Consider the following 20,314-nt stretch of genomic DNA (forward strand, 5'->3'; position numbering starts at 1 on the left):
GTCCAGACATGCAAAAAGCCCGCCAAGCAGAACAAGCCAGAGGCGGGCGGAGGGTCCGGGGCCGAATTATCGCGGCAAAGCGCGCTGAATTCGGACAGCCCGGATCAGAACAGCTTGGGCAAGCGCAGGATATCGACCGTGGCGCGGATGAGCTTTTGCTTGAAGTCGGTGTAGGGCGGGAAGAACAGCTTGGCCATCAGGATGGGGCCCGACTTCAGAACGGCCCGCTCATGCGAGAAGGCCTTGAAGCCGAAATGCCCGTGCGCGTTGCCGATGCCCGAGTTGTTCACCCCCCCAAACGGCAGGTTACCCTGGGCGTAGTGCAGCACGCAATGGTTAATGGCCACGCCGCCCGAACTGGTTCGCGCCAGCAGGCGACGTGTGCGAGCCTTGTCGGTGCTGAACACATACAGGGCCAGCGGTTTGGGCTGGGCGTTGATCTCACGCACCACGGCATCCAGGTCACGATAGGTGATCACGGGCAGAACCGGGCCGAAAATTTCCTCGGACATGATCTGTGCTTCCTGCGGCACCTGTTCGATCAGGGTGGGGGCAATGTAGCAAGCGGCCACATCCACCTCGCCCCCCGTCAGCACACGAGCGCCACGCCCTTGGGCGTCTTGCAGCAAACCGGCAATGCGTTGCGTATGGCGCTGGTTGATGACGCGTGCCAGGTGCGGGCTGTTGCGCTGCTCTTGAGCGGTCACGCCATAGCGTTCGGCCAGCACGGCCTTGCATTCGGCCACCAGCTTGTCTTTCACCGATTCATGCACATAGACATGATCGGGCGCCACACAGATCTGACCGCAGTTGGTGAACTTGCCCCACATCAGGGCTTCAGCCGTCAGGCGCAGGTTGGCGGTTTCATCCACGATGACGGGCGACTTGCCGCCCAGCTCCAGCGTGACGCTGGTGAGGTGCTTAGCGGCCGCGGCCATCACCACCTTGCCCACGGCAGGCGAGCCAGTGAAGAAGATGTGGTCGAACGGCAGATCGAGCAGCGCCTGCGAGGTGGGCAGACTGCCTTCAAACAGGGCCACCTCGTTTTCCGGGAAGGTGGCCGCAATGATCTCGGCCATCACGGCACTGACCGCGGGCGTCATTTCCGAGGGCTTGAGGATGACGGTGTTGCCCGCCGCCAGCGCCGACACCATGGGGCCGAAGCACAGGTTCAGCGGGAAGTTCCAGGGGGCCACGATCAAGGCACGACCGCGAGGCTGGTACTCGATCCAGCTGCTGGTCAGGGCCGAGGCGATGGTGGGCCACACCTTGGTGGGCTTCATCCACTTCTTCAGGCTGCCAATCGCATGGCGAATTTCGTCGAGCACCGGCATGAACTCGGTGGCCTCAACTTCGGCCGAAGGCTTGCGGTAGTCCTTCTGGAATGCGGCGTAAAAGTCTTCCCGTCGCGCCATCATGGCATCGCGCAACTTCTTGAGGCGGGCGATGCGCTCGGCAGCCGTGGACTCGCGCCAAGCCAGCGCGGTGGCCAGTTGCGCGTCGAACACACGACGGATTTCTGCAGGATCGGACTCGCCGGTCTGCGGATTGACTACTTGCATCATCGGTCGGTTCATCCTGCGTCTCCTGAATCAACGGGGAGCCTGAGCGGGTCAGGCCTTCTTGCCGGGGGCCTTCTTGCTGCTGACCTTTTTGGCAGCCACCGTTTTACCGGCAGCTTTCTTGGTGTCAGCCTTCTTTTCGTCAGCCTTGGCGGGCTTCTTGTCAGCGGGCTTCTTGTCAGCCGCCTTTTTGTTGGCCGCTTTCTCCACAGCCTTCTCAGTCTTCTTCTCTGCCTTTTGCTCAACCGCTTTCGCAGCCTTTTTCACAGCTGTCGTCGAAGCCGACTTCGTACCCGCCTTCGCAGGCTTTTGCGCCGGCCCTGCAGGGTCGATCGCCACGGGGGAAGCAGCCGGTTCAGCAGCCAGACCCGCGCGCAACAAACGTTCGGTCACGGCGTTAAGGTTGCCGCCATCTTGCTCGGCCAACGCACGCAGTTGCTTGACCAGATCGTCATGCAATTTGACGGCAAACGGGACCAGCCCCTCGGCCTGCTCCAGCTTGCGTCGCTCGCGGCGGTCCAGCGGCACCGCCGCCTCAGCCGCAAAGCGGCCCGGAACCCCTGCGGTTTTCATTTTTTGGGAGATCTTGAGAGCGAGCCGCTTGGCCAGATCGGTTCTTTTGAGAGACATGGTCGAATCTGAAAACACGTAAGTGCACAATGTCGGCGAATTGTGCCCCCATTTGCTCCACGACCCAACCCATGGCATCCCTGAAACAAATCCGCTTCGACCTGCGAGGCGACTTCATTCCCCTGGACAGTTTGCTCAAGGCCGCGGGCGTGGCCGAAAGTGGGGGGCGAGCCAAATCCATGGTGGCAGAAGGCCTGATTCAAGTCGATGGCCAGGACGAGTCGCGGAAAACCGCCAAGATTCGGGCCGGACAGGTGGTAGCCGCCCCAGGCTTTCGCATCAAGGTGGTGGCGCCAGAGTCGGAAGACTGAACCGGCACACCCCGCGCTGGTTTCGCAATGTAAAGAACGTCCCAAATCGCCTGCTACGCAGGGGGAGAGGTCAACCAACACCCCCGCTGACCACGTTGTAGCCCTTGACGCCCCGAACCGTGCGGGTTGATCATGGAAGCGGGAGAGTTCATTCATGCCTTTGACCAGCGCCCCCCCGGAAGCCGACCGTGTGACCGCATCAGCCGCCGATCAACTGGCTCGTACCACACAGGAGCGGCTGCAACTGGCCTTGGAATCGGCCCAAATGGGCACCTGGGACTTCGACTTCGAAACACACGACCGCATCGTCAGCCACCGTACCGCAGCCATGCTGGGCTTCGCCGGGGCCGATGAAACCCAGACCACCGTGGCCTCGTGGCTGAAGCTGGTTCACCCACAAGACCGCTACAAGATCGTCGAGGCCACGCAGATTTACCGCAAGGGCTTGAGTGACATCATCTCGATCGAATACCGGATTCGTCACCATGCGGGCCACTACATCTGGGTGCAGAGCTACGGCAAGCTGGTCGAGCGCGATCACCGTGGCCGCCCCAAGCGGGTGGTCGGCACGCTGCGCGACATCACGGAACAGAAGCGCCAGGAAGAGGTGCAACACCAGCAAAGGCAGTTACTTGACCTGATCAATCAGGCGCAAGCCACCTTCCTGCTCAACCACGACATCAAGGACGCCTGCGAGGCGCTGTTCGCTCCCCTGCTGCGATTGAGCGGCTGCCAGTTTGGGCTGATCGGCGTGGTGCGACACAGCGCGCCGGGCGTGCCTTATCTGGTGGTGCCCACCATGACCTTGGGGGATGGCCTCACCTCCGGTTTTCAATCAAGGGAATACTTCGACCTGAACAACCTCTTTGGGCGCGTCGTCACGACCAACCAAACCGTCGTCATCAATGAGGACACCAGCCCAACTCATGGCGCCGTGGCAACCTGGCCCGCAGGCGTACCGCCACTGGACAATTTCCTGGGCCTGCCCATTTGCTTCGACCACGACGTGGTCGGCCTGATTGGCTTAGGCAACCGCGACTGCCCCTTCGACTCGGCCCTGATCGATTTACTGGCCCCACTGGTCACCACCCTGGGCACCCTCATTCATGCCCGCCACCAGGAGGAAGCTCGCATCGAAGCCGAGCAGGAATGGTTGAGGCTGGCCACCGAGGACACCCTCACCGGCCTGCCCAACCGCCGCCATTTTTTCGATGTGGCAGAGACCTGCCTGTTGCAAACCCGGCGCTATGGCAGCCCTCTGACGGTGGCCCTGCTGGACCTCGACAACTTCAAGCAGATCAACGACACCTACGGCCACAGTGCTGGCGACGAAGTGCTGCGCGTGCTGGCCGACATCCTGCGCCAGGCGCTGCGCGACTCGGACACACCAGCCCGTATTGGGGGTGAAGAGTTTGCAGTGATTCTGACCAGCACCTCATTGGAAGACTCGATCATCGCTTTGGAGCGTATCCGCGCCACGCTCAGCCTGACCCCGATCACCATCGGCAACCGCACCTTGCACGCCACCGTGAGCATTGGCGCAGTGCAATGGGACGAAGCCGAGCACACCCACATTCACGGTTTGCTGCAACAAGCCGATGCGGCGCTGTACCGCGCCAAGCGCCGAGGGCGCAACCGGGTCGAGGTCTATCACGCCAGCGATGCCGACCCGATCAATGAAACGCCACAGGACAGTGGCTGGGGCTTGCTGGGCCTGGCGTGATCAGCCGAAAGTTGCGGTAAGTTACGGGTCATGAACCTGTTCACCGCCCTGCGCGCGGCCTGGCCCGCCACCCTGCACGACCCCGCCATCTTGCTCGATGGCGGCCATTACTACTCGTGGGACGACCTGGATCGGGCCACGGCCATGCTGGCCAACTTGCTCGAAGGCCTCAAACTCAAAGGGGTAGCGGGCCGCCCTCCGGTTGTGGCAGCCCATGTCGACAAGTCGGTCGAGGCGCTGCTGCTGTACCTGGCCACACTCCGAGCCGGCTGCGTGTACCTGCCGCTCAACCCGGCTTACAAGGCCGCCGAACTGGACTACTTTGTGGCCGATGCGCGCCCAGCCGTGCTCGTGTGCCGCCCAGATGATCAAGACTGGGTGGTGCCGCTGGCCGCGCACCGCCAGGTCGAACACCTGTTCACTTTGGGTGACCGACAAAACGGCAGCCTCCTGACTCACGCCGCGGTGCAGTCTGACCAGCACGACCATGCGCGCCGCAAGGCCGACGATCTGGCGGCGATCCTGTACACCTCAGGCACCACCGGCCGAAGCAAGGGCGCCATGCTCACGCATGGCAACCTGTTGAGCAACGCGCGCACGCTGCTGCGCCACTGGGACTGGCGCACCGACGATGTACTGATCCACGCCCTGCCCATCTTCCACATCCATGGCTTGTTCGTGGCTGTGCACTGCGCGCTGCTTTCAGGCACCCCCATGCGCTGGTTGGCCCGTTTCGATGCCGCTCAGGTCATTCGCCACATCAAGGACACGCATCGCCCGCGGGCGACCGTGTTCATGGGCGTGCCCACGATGTATGGCCGCCTGCTGCAAGACCCAGCCCTGACCGGTTCGGCCTGCGATCACATGCGCCTGTTCATCAGCGGCTCGGCACCCTTGCTGCCCGCCGCCTTTGAAGACTTCCAGGCCATGACGGGCCACACCATCCTCGAACGCTACGGCATGAGTGAAACGGGCATGCTGTGCTCCAACCCCTGTCGCCCGAGGGAGGGCGAGCGGGTGTCGGGGAGCGTGGGCCCCGCCCTGCCTGGGGTACACGTGCGCATCGTCGACGACGAAGGCAAGCCCTGCCCGGACGGCACCGTAGGCCATGTCGAAGTCACGGGCCCGAATGTGTTTGTAGGCTACCTGGGCATGCCCGACAAGACCGCCGAAGCCTTTACCGCCGATGGCTGGTTCCGTACCGGCGATGTGGGCCAGATCGATGACCGCGGCTATGTGCACCTGGTGGGCCGCGCCAAGGACCTGATCATCACCGGCGGCTTCAACGTGTACCCGGCCGAGGTGGAAAGCCACATCGACAAGATGCAGGGCGTGATCGAGTCGGCCGTGATTGGCGTCCCCCACCCCGACTTTGGTGAGGGGGTGGTGGCGGTGGTGGTAGCCCAGGCTGGCGCCTCGCTGGATGAAGCAGACATGATCCAGGCACTCAAGCAAACCATTGCGGGCTACAAAGTACCCAAGCGCATCATCGTGACCGATGAGCTGCCGCGCAATGCCATGGGCAAGGTTCAAAAGAACCTGCTGCGCCTGGCACATCAAGACGCATGCCAAGGATAAGAAGATGAAACAGATCTGGGCCGTCACCGGCATGATCGCCGGGGCACTGGCTTTGAGCGCCGTGCTGGTGGCTGGGCATGACAAGATGTCAGGTGCCAGCCAAACCACTGCAGTGGGCCTGCCATGGCAGATTGAATCCCTGCCCTCGGGGCAGGTGCGCGCTTTGGGTGTGACACTGGGCCCAGGCGGCAGCACGCTGGCCGATGCCCAAAAGCTCTGGGGCCCTAACCTGGAGATCGCGATCATTGCCGCGCCAGGCGAAGCCGGCGCCCTGGAAGCTTTTGTGGACCCGGCCCAGGCGGGCTTCATCAGCGGCAAGCTGGTACTGACGTTGGCGGCCCCTGTGGCCACCGTTCAGGGCATGCGGGAACGGGCGCTGAAGTCGGAGTTCATGGAAAGCACCACCCGCAAGTACACCCTGACACCAGCTGATCGACAGGCTGCGTCGGCGTTCCCCGTGTCAGCCATGGCCTTCATTCCCCAGGCCAATCTGGATGCCGCAATGGTGATCGAACGCTTCGGTCAACCCGAGCAGCGCCGGCAAGTTGGACAGGGGGCCGAGGCGGCCGAACACCTGTTGTACCCCAGCAAGGGCCTGGACCTGACACTCAACGCCAAAGGCAAGGATGTGCTGCAGTACGTGGCCCCTGGCGACTTTGATCGCCTGAGTGCACCATTGAAAGCCGCGTCGCAGCCTTGAGGATCGACGTGGCCTCATGATGGCCACGCGATCACCGCTCAACGGCCAATTCGTCCTTGCTTGAATTGCGCCTGCAATTCATCGATTTCTCGGTCCTTGGCGGCCCAGATTTCGTTGATCCAGTGCTGAAGGCGATGACGGTACTGGGTATCGTCCGCTTTCACGATCTTGAGGTCCATCGGGATCTCACGACGATGCACGCGCACGATCACGTCTTTCACTCGGCCGGAGAGCAAGTCACCGAACGTGGGCACCCCATGGGGGTAGACGATGGTCACGTCCAGCAGGCACTCGAACTTCTCGCCGATCGTCTCCAAGGCCATGCCGATGCCACCCGTCTTGGGCTTGAGCAGGTTCTTGTAGGGAGACTTCTGCTCCTTGTGTTTGACTGGCGTGACGCGAGTGCCCTCCATGAAACTGATCACCGAAGTTGGGTTCAGTCGGAAGATTTCGCAGGCCTTGCGCGCGGCTTCCAGATCCTTGGCGGCGCTGCTGCCGCCCTTGCGACGCATGAACGGGAAGTCCAGCGCCCACCAGGCCAGCCCCATCAGCGGCACAAAAATGAGTTCTTTCTTGATGAAGAACTTCAACAAGGGCACGTGACCATCGAAGGCGCGCTGCAGCACCAGAATGTCGACCCAGCTCTGGTGATTGCTGCCAATCAGATACCAGCCCTTGCGCGACAGGCCCTCCACCCCTTCGATGTGCCAGGGCTTGGGCTGCACAAGCTTCATCCAGCCACTGTTGCAATGCACCCAGGTGTTGGCCACCGGGCTGATCAAGGCATTGCAGACCTTGCGAACCAGCGGAAAGGGCAGCACCAGTTTGACCACCCCCAAGGGGAAAACGATCGAAAACGCGACCACGATGTTGAGGATCAGCAGGGTCGTGGCCACCAGGGCCTTGAGGAAGGAAATCAGACGGTCCAACATGATCAAAGTCAGGTGCGCAAAGCCACCAGCGGTCAAGACAGGCTGCGATTATCGCCACACATTGCCCCACACCGGCGAGCTGGCTCAGCAATCAGGCCTTGATCAGGCATGACTTAACCCCAGGTGAGGTTCGTCCGATATCCCCCTATCCCTTTTGCACCGAGGAACACGATGGGCGGCCTTCGCTTCGGATTCATGTCCATGTTCATGCGACTGATGGCCGTCGCACGGTACCGCTTTATTGTGGAACTGACGGTCTTGTTCATTCTGGTGTGGACGGGGTGCGCCGTGCTGATCTTCGCCATGGAGCACGGCATCAACCCCAAGGTGAAATCACTGGGCGATGCCGTCTATTTCCTGCTGGTGACGATGACCACCTCGGGCGACTCGGGCGTGTCACCAATCACGGTGGGCGGTCGCATGGTGATGGGCATCGCCGTGATCTTGTCGAAATTGCTCACTGCATTGCTGTGCGCGCTGGCAGCCGCCGTGCTGATTGAACGCAAAGTCAAGGAAGAAATGGGGCTGAAAATGCACAAACTGAGCCAACACATCGTTCTGATCGGCTGGAATCTCAAGGGCCAGCAAATCATTCGCACGCTGCGCTCCAACCCCGTGCTGGCCGACACCTCCATCGTCGTCGTGGCCGACCTGGAGCACAAGCCGGTAGATGATCCCCTGGTGCTGTTCACACGAGCCCCCTACCCCATTCGCGGCGATGCAATCGAACGATGCTGCCTGGCGCAAGCCGCCACCGTGGTGGTTCTGGCCAACTACAACGAAAAGCACCATGCCGATGCACTGACGGCGGTGAACTGCATGCTGGCACGCAACCTCAACCCGCAGGCTCGCATCATTGCCGAGTTGCTGGACCCCGGCCAACGCCTCTACCTCGAAACGGCTGGCGCCAACGAGGTGGTGGGCATTGGTGAAGTCGGGGGCTTCCTGCTGGCTGAGGCCACCATCGGTAACGATGAAGCGCGCAAACTGCTCGGATTCGTGGCAAACGTAGGGCGATCCCTACAAAAATAGAACTGCACCCTTCATTCCACGCGGAATCGTCCGAAAGAAGTCCTGACCAAGATCGCCCCTTGGCTGCTGTGCAGTTGATCACACCGACGCCGACCAAGCCGATGTGCAACTAGCCGACCGACTGCATTTGGGCGTATCTTGAGACACGTTTCAGATTTTTCAATTTGCCCGTTCAACAGGTGACACATGCTGGCAACCTTGACGCCGACTGCACAAACGAGCTCGCCCGACACCCAGGTGGTGACCGAGACCCTGTTGCGCTGGAGCCGATGGCAGGATCTGTCCGAGTGGCTGGAGCCCTTGCTGCTGAACCCCGGCAAAAGCGCCGGCTTCGTGGCCGACATCAACCGCTGTGCCCACACCCTGGTCAAACTGGTTGAGGAAGACCCGGACCTGGCCATCTTCCACATCGTGCACGTCAGCCCGGACAAGATGGCGCGCTACGGCGTTTTGCACTCGATGCACACGGGCATGTTGATGACCCTGGTGGGCAAGCGCAAAGACTGGAGCGAATCACGCATCGACAGTGCCGTGAAGGCAGCCTTGACCATGAATCTGTCGATCACGGCGCTGCAGATCACTTTGGCGCAACAGGTCGAGCCCCCCACATCCAACCAGCGTCAGGCCATTGCGGCCCACCCACTGGCCACCTGGCACATGTTGCGGCAGTTGGGCGTGACCGATGAGGACTGGCTGATTGCTGTGGCCCAACACCATGAACAGCCCGACGGCAAAGGCTACCCTCAAGGGCTGACCGAAATCAACCAGACCGCCGATGCACTGCGTACTTGCGACGTGTTCGGAGCCAAGCTCAGCCCCCGCATCAGCCGCAGCGGCATGTTGTCGACCCGCGCTGCCGCAGAAATCTTCCGTCAGCGCAGCGCCGGCTACTTCGGGGCGACCATCATCCGCGAACTGGGCCTCTACCCGCCTGGTTGTCTGGTTGAACTCAACACTGGCGAGCAAGGCATCGTCGTGCGCCGCACCGCCGACCCCATGAGCCCGGAAATCGTCGTGTTGACCACCGAGATGGGCGAACGCCTGTACTCCCCCGTTCGCACTCGTACCGGCAAGGCTTACGGTCGCATGGTGATCGGCGCAGCCGAAAACGATGCCGTCGGCGGCTTCCACGACCCCGCCGCCGTGCTGTCCGCTGCGGGATAAGGGCCCGGTCACACGCCTCACGCCAGAATCCGCTACGCTCACCGGTTTGGACCTGAGCGAAACCGGGAGATGTGCGCGTGTGGAGTGTGTTTGAGAAATGGGTGAGCCCGTATCCGGAGTCGGCGCCGGTCACCCCTCCCAAGGGCTTTTTTGCCTTCCTTTGGGTTTGCAGCCAAGGCGTGCGCCGCTACGTACTGGCCATGACGCTGTTGACGGCCACCATCGGCGCCTTTGAAGCCTTGCTGTTCAGCATGCTGGGTCAGATCGTCGACTGGCTCAGCCAGGTCAAGCCAACCGACCTGTGGCACACACAGAAAAACCACCTGTTCCTGCTGTGCGCGATCTTGCTGCTCAGCCCGTTGGCGGTGATGTGTCAGACCATGCTGAAGCACCAGACTCTGGCGGGCAATTTCCCCATGCGCTTGCGCTGGAACTTCCATCGCTTGATGCTGGGCCAGAGCCTGAGCTTCTATCAAGACGAGTTCGCAGGCCGGATCGCGGCCAAGGTCATGCAAACCGCGCTGGCCGTGCGCGACACGATTTTGATCGTGGCCGACATCCTGGTCTTCGTCGTCATTTACTTTGTCACCATGGGGGCCGTGGTCGGTGGCTTTGATCTGTGGCTGCTGCTGCCCTTCCTGGGGTGGCTGGCCTGCTACATGGTGGCCCTGTACTTCTTCATTCCCCGCCTGAGCAAGTGGGCGAAGGCCCAGGCTGACGCCCGGGCGCTGATGACCGGCCGCATCACCGACGCCTACACCAACATCGCCACGGTCAAGCTGTTTTCACACGGTCGGCGCGAAGCCCAGTTCGCCAGGTCAGCCATGCAGGACTTCATGGTGACGGTGCACGGCCAGATGCGCCTGGTCAGCGCCTTCGAGGTGGTCAACCACACCCTGAGCATGCTGCTCATTCTCAGCACCAGTGGCGTGGCCCTGTGGCTGTGGACCCAGGGCCTGTTGGGCATTGGTGCCGTGGCCGCGGCCACCGCCATGGCCTTGCGCCTCAACGGCATTTCGCACTGGATGATGTGGGAAATGGCCATGCTGTTCGAGCACGTCGGCACCGTTCAAGACGGCATCAACACCCTGTCGCGACGCCAAACCGTGGTCGATCGACCGCAAGCCCCCGACCTGCAAGTGCAGCGTGGCGAGGTCGAGTTTCGTGATGTGTCTTTCTCTTACGGCGGGGAAAAGACGGTCATCGAGCACCTGAACCTGCGCATTCGTCCAGGCGAAAAAATCGGGCTGGTGGGGCGCTCTGGGGCGGGCAAGTCCACCATCGTCAACTTGCTTCTGCGCTTTTATGACGTTGACAGTGGCTCTGTGCTGATCGACGGCCAGAATGTGGCCGAGGTGACGCAAAACAGCCTGCGCGCCCAAGTCGGCATGGTCACTCAGGACACCTCGCTGCTGCACCGCTCGGTGCGCGACAACATTCTCTACGGTCGCCCGGATGCCTCGGATGAAGACGTGATGGCCGCCGCCCGCAAGGCGGAAGCTGCCGACTTCATTGCCACATTGACCGATCCACAAGGCCGCACGGGGCTGGATGCGCATGTGGGCGAACGCGGCGTGAAGCTCTCAGGTGGCCAGCGCCAGCGCATTGCGATTGCACGCGTCATGCTCAAAGACGCGCCGATTCTGCTGCTCGACGAAGCCACCAGCGCCCTGGACTCGGAAGTGGAGTCGGCCATTCAGGCCAGCCTGTATCGTTTGATGGAAGGCAAGACCGTGGTGGCCATTGCGCACCGCTTGTCCACCATTGCTGCCATGGATCGGCTCATTGTTCTCGACCACGGCCGCATCGTGGAGGAAGGCGACCACGCCACGCTGCTGGCGCAAGGCGGGCTATACGCGCGCCTGTGGGCGCATCAAAGCGGGGGCTTCCTGGGCAACGAAGACGACGAAGCTGGCAACGGTGATCAGGCGTGATCGCGTAGCCACTGCGCCAACTCATCGGCGGGCATGGGGCGGGCAAAGCCATAGCCTTGGGCTTCCTCGCACCCCAGATCAGTCAACAACTGGGCAAGAGGCTCGGTTTCCACCCCTTCAGCAATCGTCTTGAGCCCCAGGCTGACCGACATCTGAATGATGGCCCGCACGATGCCCACATCGTCGGGTGAACGATTGAGGTCCCGCACAAAGCTCTGGTCGATCTTGAGCTTGTCCACATCAAATCGACGCAGGTACGACAAGCTCGAATAGCCCGTTCCAAAGTCGTCGATTGACAGCGTCACCCCCATGGCCTTGAGGCGGCGCAAGCGGTTCTCGACATGGTCGGTGTCGTTGATCAGCACCGACTCGGTCAACTCCAGTTCCAGCAAGTGCGGCGGCATGCCGGAAGCCGACAACGCCTGGGTAACCACCTCTTCCAGGTTGCCCCGGCGGAATTGCAGGGCAGACAGGTTCACCGCCACCGTCAGTGGTGGCAAGCCCTGAGCCTGCCAGGCCATGGACTGCCGCGCCGCTTCCTGGATGACCCAATCGCCCATGGGCACAATCAGTCCAGTCTCTTCCGCCACAGGAATGAAGACTCCGGGAGGCACCAGCCCCTTCTCCGGATGACGCCAACGAATCAAGGCCTCGACCCCCACCACCTTGCGAGTGCGCAGGTCAAGTTGGGGCTGGTAGTACAGAACAAATTGCTGTTGCTCCAGCGCCCGGCGCAGCTCCTGACGCATCGTCAGGCGTGCCAGCGACTCCTGGTTCATGCGGTCGTCAAAGAAGCGATAGGTGTTGCGCCCCTCTTCCTTGGCTCGGTACATCGCCGTGTCTGCCCGCTGGGACAAGGTTTCAAAATCCAGTCCATCACTGGGGGCCATGGCCACGCCCATGGATGCCGAGCAACTCAACTCGTGACCATCCAGGCTTACCGGCTGATTCAGCGCCTCCATCAGCTTGGACAGAATCGGGGTGACTGCATCGGCATCAGGCAAATCTTTGAGAATGAGCAGGAACTCGTCACCACCTTGGCGGCTGACTGTATCGGCCTCACGCAGATTCGCTTGCAGACAACTGCCCACCCACTGCAAAAGGCGATCGCCCACCGCATGCCCCAGGGAGTCGTTGATGGTCTTGAAATGGTCCAGATCCATGAAGACCAGCGCCACCTGGGTGCCATGGCGCTGCGCATCGGCCACCGCCTGTTGCAGGCGATCGCGAGCCAACTCGCGATTGGGCAAGCGCGTCAGCACATCGTGATAGGCCAGAAACTCGACCCGCTGCTCAGCCTCCCGTCGCTCTTCCACTTCCACACTCAGGCGAGCGTAAGGATCCCGCACGCTGGTGACAAACACCGCGCGGTAGATGAAGAAATAGGCCACGATCTTGTAGATGTGGCCCAGCAACATGAACAGGTCGTTCACGTTGGAGTACAGGCACAGACACAACTCAGACAGGATGGTGATGATGGCTGCCGCACAGAGGTCGGTGGTGCTGTAGGCACGCCCGGCCCCTTGCTGCCTGTACAAGCGCCAGGCGGTCAAGGCAGACAAGGCCACCAGCCCGTATTCCGCAACCACCTTGAAGGGAGTCAGACCTTGCCCTTCGATGAAGGTGCGCGGCCACAGACCCGGCCACAGCATTTCGACCGCATAAACCGACGCAGCGACCGTCAGGGCGGAAGCCAGCAGACGCATCCGGTGAAGGCGGTCTACTCGAAATTCGTTGACGCGAAAAGTCACGCTCAGCAGCGTGAACGCCGCTGTGTAGCGAGCGGCCAACCAGAAGTGAATGGCCTTCTCCGAGCCCGATGGGGTCAGGAAATCGGGCATTCCCTTGTGAGACAAGGCATGCCCCATGTCGAGCAAGCCCACCGCCAGAAAGCCGCAACCAATCACGACGATGTTGCCGGGCTGCCCCGCTGAGTTGCTGTGCCACGCCACCGAAAACACCATGAATGCCACCACGATGGCGGCCATTTCAGTCATGGTGTGCAGCCAGGGTGGGAACCAACGGGCATCCAGCCACCAGGGCGCCCCCGCAGGCAGACTCCAGATCACCACCAGCACCAGTGTCAGCGCCGCGATCCATCGCCAAGGCAAAGCCTCTGTCGCCTTTCCAGAGTCCGGAAGGTTCGAAGGCGAGGCGACTCGACGAGACAGGTTGAGAAGAGCCATGGCGTGGTTCAAAGCCGCATAGGCAGCGTATTCCGAGGATGACAGCAACGGTTGTCGCAAGCATAGCGACGGTGCTCGCCGGACCATCGCATTAAAAAGCCGGTCAATCCCGGGGTAATGCCGCCGTCGCAACTGGCCACCCGGCATGCCAACACCGCCTCGATATCGGCCCAAGGCGCTGCGCCCACGATAATCACGCAACCTCGCACATCAAACACAAGGATTCAACCATGGCGTCCAGCCTGCTGGCCCTCATTGACGACATTGCCACCGTACTCGACGACGTGGCGGTGCTGACCAAAGTCGCAGCCAAGAAAACCACCGGCGTCCTAGGAGACGACCTGGCACTGAATGCACAACAGGTCACCGGGGTCACGGCCGACCGGGAGTTGCCCGTCGTATGGGCGGTGGGCAAGGGCTCGTTGAAGAACAAGGCCATTCTGGTGCCAGCCGCCTTGCTGATCAGCGCGGTGGCCCCATGGCTGATCACTCCCTTGCTGATGCTGGGCGGCGCCTTCCTGTGCTTTGAAGGGTTCGAAAAGCTGGCGCACAAATTCCTGCACAGCGCCCAGGAAGACCAGGCGCACCACGACGAGCTGATCAAGGCCTTGTCCGCCCCCGAGGTGGACCTGGTGGCCTACGAAAAGGACAAGATCGCCGGGGCCGTCCGTACGGACTTCATCCTGTCGGCCGAGATCATTGCCATCACCCTGGGTACGGTGGCGAACTCGTCACTGCAAACTCAGTTCGCCGTGCTGGCGGGCGTGGCCCTCTTGATGACGGTCGGGGTCTATGGCCTGGTCGCTGCCATCGTGAAAATGGACGATGCCGGGCTGTACTTGCACCAGTTGCCAGGCCAAGGCGGGGGCACCCGCGCCCTGCAAGCATTGGGTCAAGGCCTGCTGCGTGCCGCCCCCATGCTGATGAAAGCCCTGACCGTGGCTGGCACCGTGGCCATGTTCATGGTGGGGGGCGGCATCTTGATGCATGGCCTGCCTGGCGCGCACGATCTGGCACACCACGCCAGCGAGGTGACTGCCACCGTTCCCGCTATCGGCGGGGTGTTGGGGTCCATCACCCCCACGCTGCTCGACACCGTAGGTGGCATTTTGGCGGGTGCCCTGGTATTAGTCGGTGTCACGGCCTTTCAGAAAGTGGCATCGAAGGTGCGCGGTCGAGCCTGATCTGCCAAGGGCGGATAATCCGCCCCATGACCTCCCCCCAGACATCCGGCCCCTCCTTCGGCAGCCTGCCGCTCAGCCCTGCCATGCAGGACACCCTGCAAAGTCTGGGTTATCTGAGCATGACCCCCATTCAGGCCGCCAGCTTGCCCTTGGCTTTGGCCGGACATGACCTGATCGCCCAAGCCAAGACCGGCAGCGGCAAGACGGCCGCGTTCACCCTGCCCCTTCTGAACCGGCTCGACGTCAAGAACCTGAATGTCCAGGCCCTGGTGCTGTGCCCCACGCGCGAGTTGGCTGACCAGGTCTGCCAGGAGATCCGCCGCCTGGCCCGCTCTGAGGCCAACATCAAGGTGATCACCCTGTGCGGCGGCAGTACCATGCGGCCTCAGATCGAAAGCCTGGCCCATGGCGCCCACATTGCGGTGGGCACGCCCGGCCGCGTCATGGACCACCTGGAGCGCGGCACGCTCGATCTGGGCGCCCTCAACACCCTGGTGCTGGACGAAGCCGACCGCATGCTGGACATGGGCTTTCACGACGACATCGTCTACGTGGCCCGCCAGTGCCCGAAGGACCGCCAGACCCTGCTGTTTTCGGCAACCTACCCCGACGGCATTGCCAAACTGAGCGCCCAGTTCCTGCGCCAACCCAAGGAAGTCAAGGTCGCGACCACGCACGAGGCCAACAAGATCCGCCAACGCTGGTACGAGGTCGACCGCGAAACCCGGCTGGATGCGGTCGCCAAGCTGTTGCTGCACTACCGCCCCGCCAGCACCATCGCTTTTTGCAACACCAAGCAGCAGTGCCGCGATCTGGTCGACGTGCTGACGGCCCATGGCATCGAAGCCATCGCCTTGCATGGCGACCTGGAACAACGCGACCGCGACCAGGTCTTGATCCAGTTTGCCAACCGCAGCGCTTCGGTGCTGGTGGCCACCGATGTGGCCGCGCGCGGCCTGGACATCGCCCAGCTGGAGGCCGTGATCAACGTGGACGTGACGCCCGACCCCGAGATCCACATTCACCGCATTGGCCGCACAGGCCGGGGCGACGCCGAAGGCTGGGCCCTGAACCTGGCCAGCATGGACGAGATGGGCCGAGTGGGCAACATCGAACTGCTGCAAGGCCGCGAGTCTGAATGGCACAAGCTGAGCGAGCTGACACCCGCCAGCCAGGAGCCCCTGCAGCCCCCCATGGTCACCATCCAGCTGCTGGGTGGCCGCAAGGAGAAGCTGCGCCCAGGGGACTTACTGGGCGCGCTGACGGGCGAAGGCGGCTTCCAGGGCAGCCAGATCGGCAAGATCAACGTCACCGACTTCCACACCTACGTGGCGATGGAGCGCAGCGTGGCTGCCAAGGCGGTGTCTCAGCTCAACAAAATCAACGTCAAAGGCAAGAAGACCAAAGCCCGGCTACTCAAAGACGTGATCAAGCAGGGGCGCTGAGAGGGGCGGAAAGGCTCGCTGAGGTGATCCCGGCGCCCAAAAAGCCCTTTTCAAAATGGGGCCTCTTCCAATGACAGAGCGACGACAATAGAGGGTTGCACGCCCTTTGCCCTTCGCGCGCCCTGCCCCCATGTCTGATTTGACCGTCGAGTCCCCTGCCGCCCCCGCCATCCCCAGCGCCAAGCCCATTGACAGCTACAAGCCGTACAGGCTGTCTGGGGCCAAACGTCTCGGCACGGCCAAGTTCCTGCCCACCAGCCGCGCCGAGATGGATGCACTGGGTTGGGACAGTTGCGACATCATCATCGTCACGGGCGACGCCTATGTGGACCACCCCAGCTTCGGCATGGCGGTCATCGGCCGCGTGCTGGAGAACCAGGGCTTCCGTGTGGGCATCATCGCGCAGCCCGACTGGTTGAGCGCCGAGCCCTTCAAGGTCCTGGGCAAGCCCAATCTGTTCTGGGGCGTGGCTGCGGGCAACATGGACTCGATGATCAACCGCTACACGGCTGATCGCAAAATCCGCAGCGACGACGCCTACACGCCTGGAGGCCTGGCGGGCAAGCGCCCCGATCGTTGCTCAGCGGTGTACGCCCAGCGCTGCCGCGAAGCCTTCAAAGAGGTGCCCATCATCATGGGCGGCATCGAGGCCTCGCTGCGCCGCATTGCCCACTACGACTACTGGTCAGACAAGGTTCGCCGCTCGATCCTGATGGACGCCAAGGCCGACCTGCTGCTGTACGGCAATGCCGAGCGTGCCATCATTGAAGTGGCCCATCGCCTGGCGGCGGGCGAGCCCGTGTCCAGCATCACCGATGTGCGTGGCACCGCTTTCATCCGCCGCCGCAAAGACACCACCGCAGAAGGCTGGTTCGAGCTCAACTCGACCGAAGTGGACTTGCCCGGCCGCATCGACCAGCACATCAACCCCTACATGACCACCGGTCAGCAGGCAGCAGAGCAAGGCGGCAGTTGCGCGCTGGAAGAAGCGGGCGAATTCGACCCGACCAAGAAGCCGGGTCAGGCGCTCCCAGCAGGCCAAGCCGATCTGGCCGGCGGCGCCAAGCCCATCAAGATTGTGGCCAACCCGGCCCTGGCCGCCAAAAAAGCGGCGTCCACCTTGATGCCCTTGCCCGAGCGCAGCGGCAAGATCGTCATGCCACCGCGTGACCGCACCGTGATACGCCTGCCGTCTTATGAACAAGTGGCCAGCGACCCGGTGCTCTATGCCCACGCCAACCGCGTGCTGCACCTGGAGACCAACCCAGGCAATGCCCGCGCCCTGGTCCAACGCCATGGCGAAGGCCCCGGCGCGCAAGATGTGTGGATCAACCCGCCCCCCATCCCCTTGACCACGCCCGAGATGGACCTGGTCTTTGACCTGCCCTACGCCCGCGCCCCGCACCCCAGCTATGGCGACGCCAAGATCCCCGCGTGGGACATGATTCGCTTCAGCGTCAACATCATGCGGGGCTGCTTTGGCGGCTGCACCTTCTGCTCCATCACCGAGCACGAAGGCCGCATCATTCAGAGCCGCTCGGAAGCCTCGGTGCTCAAAGAAATCGAAGACATCCGTGACAAGGTCAAGGGCTTCACCGGCGTCATCTCTGACCTGGGTGGCCCCACGGCCAATATGTACCGCCTGGGTTGTGCGTCAAAGGCCATTGAAGCGGCTTGCCGCAAGCCCTCGTGCGTGTACCCGGGCATCTGCCAGAACCTGCACACCGATCACGGCCCGCTGGTGCGCATGTATCGCCGCGCCCGCGCCCTGCCCGGCATCAAGAAGATCTTGATCGGATCCGGCCTGCGCTACGACCTGGCCGTGCGTGCGCCCGAGTACGTCAAAGAACTGGTGACTCACCACGTGGGCGGCTACCTCAAGATCGCGCCCGAGCACACCGAATCCGGCCCGCTGACCAAGATGATGAAGCCCGGCATCGGCACGTACGACCGCTTCAAGCAAATGTTTGAGCAGTTCAGCGAAGAGGCGGGCAAGAAGCAATACCTCATCCCCTACTTCATCGCTGCCCACCCTGGCACCACCGATGAAGACATGATGAACCTGGCCATCTGGCTCAAGCGCAATGGCTTCAAGGCCGACCAGGTCCAGACCTTCTACCCCAGCCCCATGGCCACCGCCACGGCGATGTACCACTCGGGCTTGAACCCGCTCAAAGGCATCAGCCGCCAAGCGGGCAAGGGCGAGAAGGTCGACATCGTCAAGGGTGAAAAACGCCGCCGCCTGCACAAGGCCTTCTTGCGCTATCACGACCCCAACAACTGGCCGCTGTTGCGCGATGCGCTCAAGGCCATGGGTCGCTACGACCTGATCGGCAACGGCCCCAACCACCTGATCCCCAACTACCAGCCGGTCACGGACGGTGGCTACGAGAGCGCTCGCCGAAAGAATTCGACGGCCTCAGGCACCAAAGCCTCGGTGGTCACCACGGGTCGCGTCAATCGCGCGGGCAAGGTGGGCGGCAGCCGCGCCAGTGAACCCGCCGATCCGCGCAACATCCCCAAGGCACAGCCTCGCAAGGGCTTGCTGCTGACCCAGCACACGGGCCTGCCCCCTCGGGAACAAGGTGAATCAAAGGGGCGCGCGGGTTCATCGCGCCCGGGGCAGCGCAAGAAGCCGCGCTGATCGCCTGCCAGGTACCTGGTCGAGGCAAGCAGGGGCTCAAGCCCCCACGGCCAACACCCAGGTCCAAGCCACCATCAAATTCGCGCCCAAGGCCAGCGCCACGCCCGAGCCAAAGCGCCAGCCTCCTGACACCCAGGCCACCGTGCCGCGTGTCAGGGCATTGGCACTGAGGGCCACCATCACGCCCAGAAACAACTGGGGGGCGTTCAGCTGCCCCGCCCCAAACAGCGACACCAGGCTGGCCATGGGCGCATGGGCATCAGCCAGCGCCGCCAACCCAGTGCCCACCAGCAAGCCAGTCAACCCACGCTGCTGCGCCCAGTTCACCAGCACCGCCCCTCCCAACAACAGGGCTGCCACCATCAGGGCTTCCCGAATACGCAAAACGCCATCCGGCCCCGTCAAGGACGCGGGCACATTTCCGTTTTGACGCCACAGCAGCGCCCCTGCCACCAAGGGCACAGACACCCCTACTCCCAGCAGCGGCCACAACTGGGCCACCGCCACCGGCGACACCACTGAAGCCATCACCAGCACCTGCAACCAGGTGGCCACCATCGACAACACCGCCGCGCACAAGCCCAAGCGAAAAGAAACCTGACCGCTTCGAACCAGGCTGCCCATGGCCCCAATGGTGGCCGTGCTCGACACGAATCCCCCCAACAAACCCGACACCGCCAAGCCCGAACGCGCCCCCAGCAGGCGCTGGGCCACATGCCCGCCAGCCTGCATCAACAAGATCACGATCACCAACATCAACACCCGCTGAGGTGACAGCTGGCCCAGCCCACTCACAGGCGTGGTCGGCAACAAGGGCAGAAGCACCAGAGCCAGGGCAGACAACAGCAAACCGTCATGCAACTCGGACTCGGTCAGCCAGTGGGTCGCGAAACGATGCAAATGCTCTTTGGCAGCCAGTACCCCAGCCAACACGGCTGCACAGGCCGCCGCCAGCGCGGGTTCATGCACCGCCAGCATGCCGATGAGCGCCGTGGCAATCAAAGCCAACTCGGTGGTCAGCCCAGGGTCATCGGAGCGGCTGCGCCAATACGACATGGCCGCCAAAGCAACGACGCCCCCCAGCACCACCGAAGCCAATGCTGGGGACACGATCAGGGCCATGGCGCCAGCCAAGGCTGCCACCATGAACGTCCGCAACCCGGCAGCCTTGCGGTCGGGCCCCTGCCCCTTGCGACGCTCGCGCTCCAGCCCGATCAACAAGCCAGCACCCAGGGCCACTGCCAGGCCTATCTGGTCCGAAGACAACACCCCGTTCACGCGCCGCACAC

At 62.6% G+C, this 20,314-nt stretch carries 15 protein-coding genes; 10 read left to right on the forward strand and 5 right to left on the reverse strand.

All coding sequences use genetic code 11. The features are described from left to right. Nucleotides 1-104: 104 nt before the first annotated feature. Together VFW72_RS14075 and VFW72_RS14080 are read right to left on the reverse strand one after the other, a co-directional pair. Nucleotides 105-1,565, reverse strand: coding sequence for an aldehyde dehydrogenase family protein (locus VFW72_RS14075; RefSeq protein ID WP_329674924.1), 1,461 nt, complete (start codon nt 1,563-1,565; stop codon nt 105-107). Nucleotides 1,566-1,613: 48 nt separating this feature from the next. Next, the gene (locus VFW72_RS14080; RefSeq protein WP_329674925.1) at nt 1,614-2,192 is read right to left on the reverse strand and encodes a hypothetical protein; all 579 of its coding nucleotides are present in this window, start codon (nt 2,190-2,192) and stop codon (nt 1,614-1,616) included. A 71-nt stretch (nt 2,193-2,263) separates the two neighbouring features. On the opposite strand from VFW72_RS14080, the gene VFW72_RS14085 reads away from it, so the two are divergent. The 4 genes from VFW72_RS14085 (at nt 2,264) to VFW72_RS14100 (ending at nt 6,504) form a co-directional block, all read left to right on the forward strand. After that, entirely contained in the window at nt 2,264-2,503 is a 240-nt protein-coding gene (locus VFW72_RS14085) for an RNA-binding S4 domain-containing protein (protein WP_329674926.1), read from the forward strand. A 154-nt stretch (nt 2,504-2,657) separates the two neighbouring features. Continuing rightward, a complete protein-coding gene (locus tag VFW72_RS14090; protein ID WP_329674927.1) occupies nt 2,658-4,226 on the forward strand; it encodes a diguanylate cyclase in 1,569 nt (522 codons plus the stop codon). Between the two features lie 30 nt (nt 4,227-4,256). Next, the gene (locus VFW72_RS14095; protein ID WP_329674928.1) at nt 4,257-5,804 is read left to right on the forward strand and encodes a malonyl-CoA synthase; all 1,548 of its coding nucleotides are present in this window, start codon (nt 4,257-4,259) and stop codon (nt 5,802-5,804) included. A gap of 4 nt (nt 5,805-5,808) precedes the next feature. Beyond that, nucleotides 5,809-6,504, forward strand: a complete 696-nt coding sequence (locus tag VFW72_RS14100; protein ID WP_329674929.1) for a hypothetical protein — start codon at nt 5,809-5,811, stop codon at nt 6,502-6,504. Between the two features lie 38 nt (nt 6,505-6,542). On the opposite strand, the gene VFW72_RS14105 is transcribed toward VFW72_RS14100, so the two are convergent. Further along, complete coding sequence (locus tag VFW72_RS14105) at nt 6,543-7,436, reverse strand: acyltransferase (protein ID WP_329674930.1); 894 nt, start codon at nt 7,434-7,436, stop codon at nt 6,543-6,545. Nucleotides 7,437-7,637: 201 nt separating this feature from the next. Here VFW72_RS14105 and VFW72_RS14110 point away from each other — a divergent pair, with 201 nt between their 5' ends. From VFW72_RS14110 to VFW72_RS14120, 3 genes are all read left to right on the forward strand, one after another. Continuing rightward, nucleotides 7,638-8,468 (forward strand): potassium channel family protein, encoded by an 831-nt coding sequence (locus tag VFW72_RS14110; RefSeq protein WP_329674931.1) that lies wholly within the window; start codon nt 7,638-7,640, stop codon nt 8,466-8,468. A gap of 186 nt (nt 8,469-8,654) precedes the next feature. Then, nucleotides 8,655-9,632 (forward strand): HD-GYP domain-containing protein, encoded by a 978-nt coding sequence (locus VFW72_RS14115; RefSeq protein ID WP_329674932.1) that lies wholly within the window; start codon nt 8,655-8,657, stop codon nt 9,630-9,632. A 77-nt stretch (nt 9,633-9,709) separates the two neighbouring features. Continuing rightward, nucleotides 9,710-11,566, forward strand: coding sequence for an ABC transporter ATP-binding protein (locus VFW72_RS14120; RefSeq protein ID WP_329674933.1), 1,857 nt, complete (start codon nt 9,710-9,712; stop codon nt 11,564-11,566). Here the strand turns inward: VFW72_RS14120 and VFW72_RS14125 are convergent. Beyond that, nucleotides 11,557-13,752, reverse strand: a complete 2,196-nt coding sequence (locus VFW72_RS14125) for a putative bifunctional diguanylate cyclase/phosphodiesterase (protein WP_329674934.1) — start codon at nt 13,750-13,752, stop codon at nt 11,557-11,559. The genes VFW72_RS14120 and VFW72_RS14125 overlap by 10 nt on opposite strands. Before the next feature lie 230 nt (nt 13,753-13,982). Between VFW72_RS14125 and VFW72_RS14130 the strand changes: the two genes are divergently transcribed. From VFW72_RS14130 to VFW72_RS14140, 3 genes are all read left to right on the forward strand, one after another. After that, on the forward strand, nt 13,983-14,936 hold the full coding sequence (locus VFW72_RS14130) for a DUF808 domain-containing protein (protein ID WP_329674935.1): 954 nt from the start codon (nt 13,983-13,985) through the stop codon (nt 14,934-14,936). Nucleotides 14,937-14,962: 26 nt separating this feature from the next. Beyond that, entirely contained in the window at nt 14,963-16,381 is a 1,419-nt protein-coding gene (dbpA, locus tag VFW72_RS14135) for an ATP-dependent RNA helicase DbpA (RefSeq protein ID WP_329674936.1), read from the forward strand. A 130-nt stretch (nt 16,382-16,511) separates the two neighbouring features. Beyond that, on the forward strand, nt 16,512-19,025 hold the full coding sequence (locus VFW72_RS14140; protein ID WP_329674937.1) for a YgiQ family radical SAM protein: 2,514 nt from the start codon (nt 16,512-16,514) through the stop codon (nt 19,023-19,025). A 36-nt stretch (nt 19,026-19,061) separates the two neighbouring features. Here the strand turns inward: VFW72_RS14140 and VFW72_RS14145 are convergent, their stop codons facing one another. Beyond that, nucleotides 19,062-20,294 (reverse strand): MgtC/SapB family protein, encoded by a 1,233-nt coding sequence (locus VFW72_RS14145; protein ID WP_329675016.1) that lies wholly within the window; start codon nt 20,292-20,294, stop codon nt 19,062-19,064. Nucleotides 20,295-20,314 lie beyond the last annotated feature (20 nt).

This window comes from Aquabacterium sp., assembly GCF_036273115.1.
Taxonomy (GTDB): Bacteria; Pseudomonadota; Gammaproteobacteria; order Burkholderiales; family Burkholderiaceae_C; genus Aquabacterium.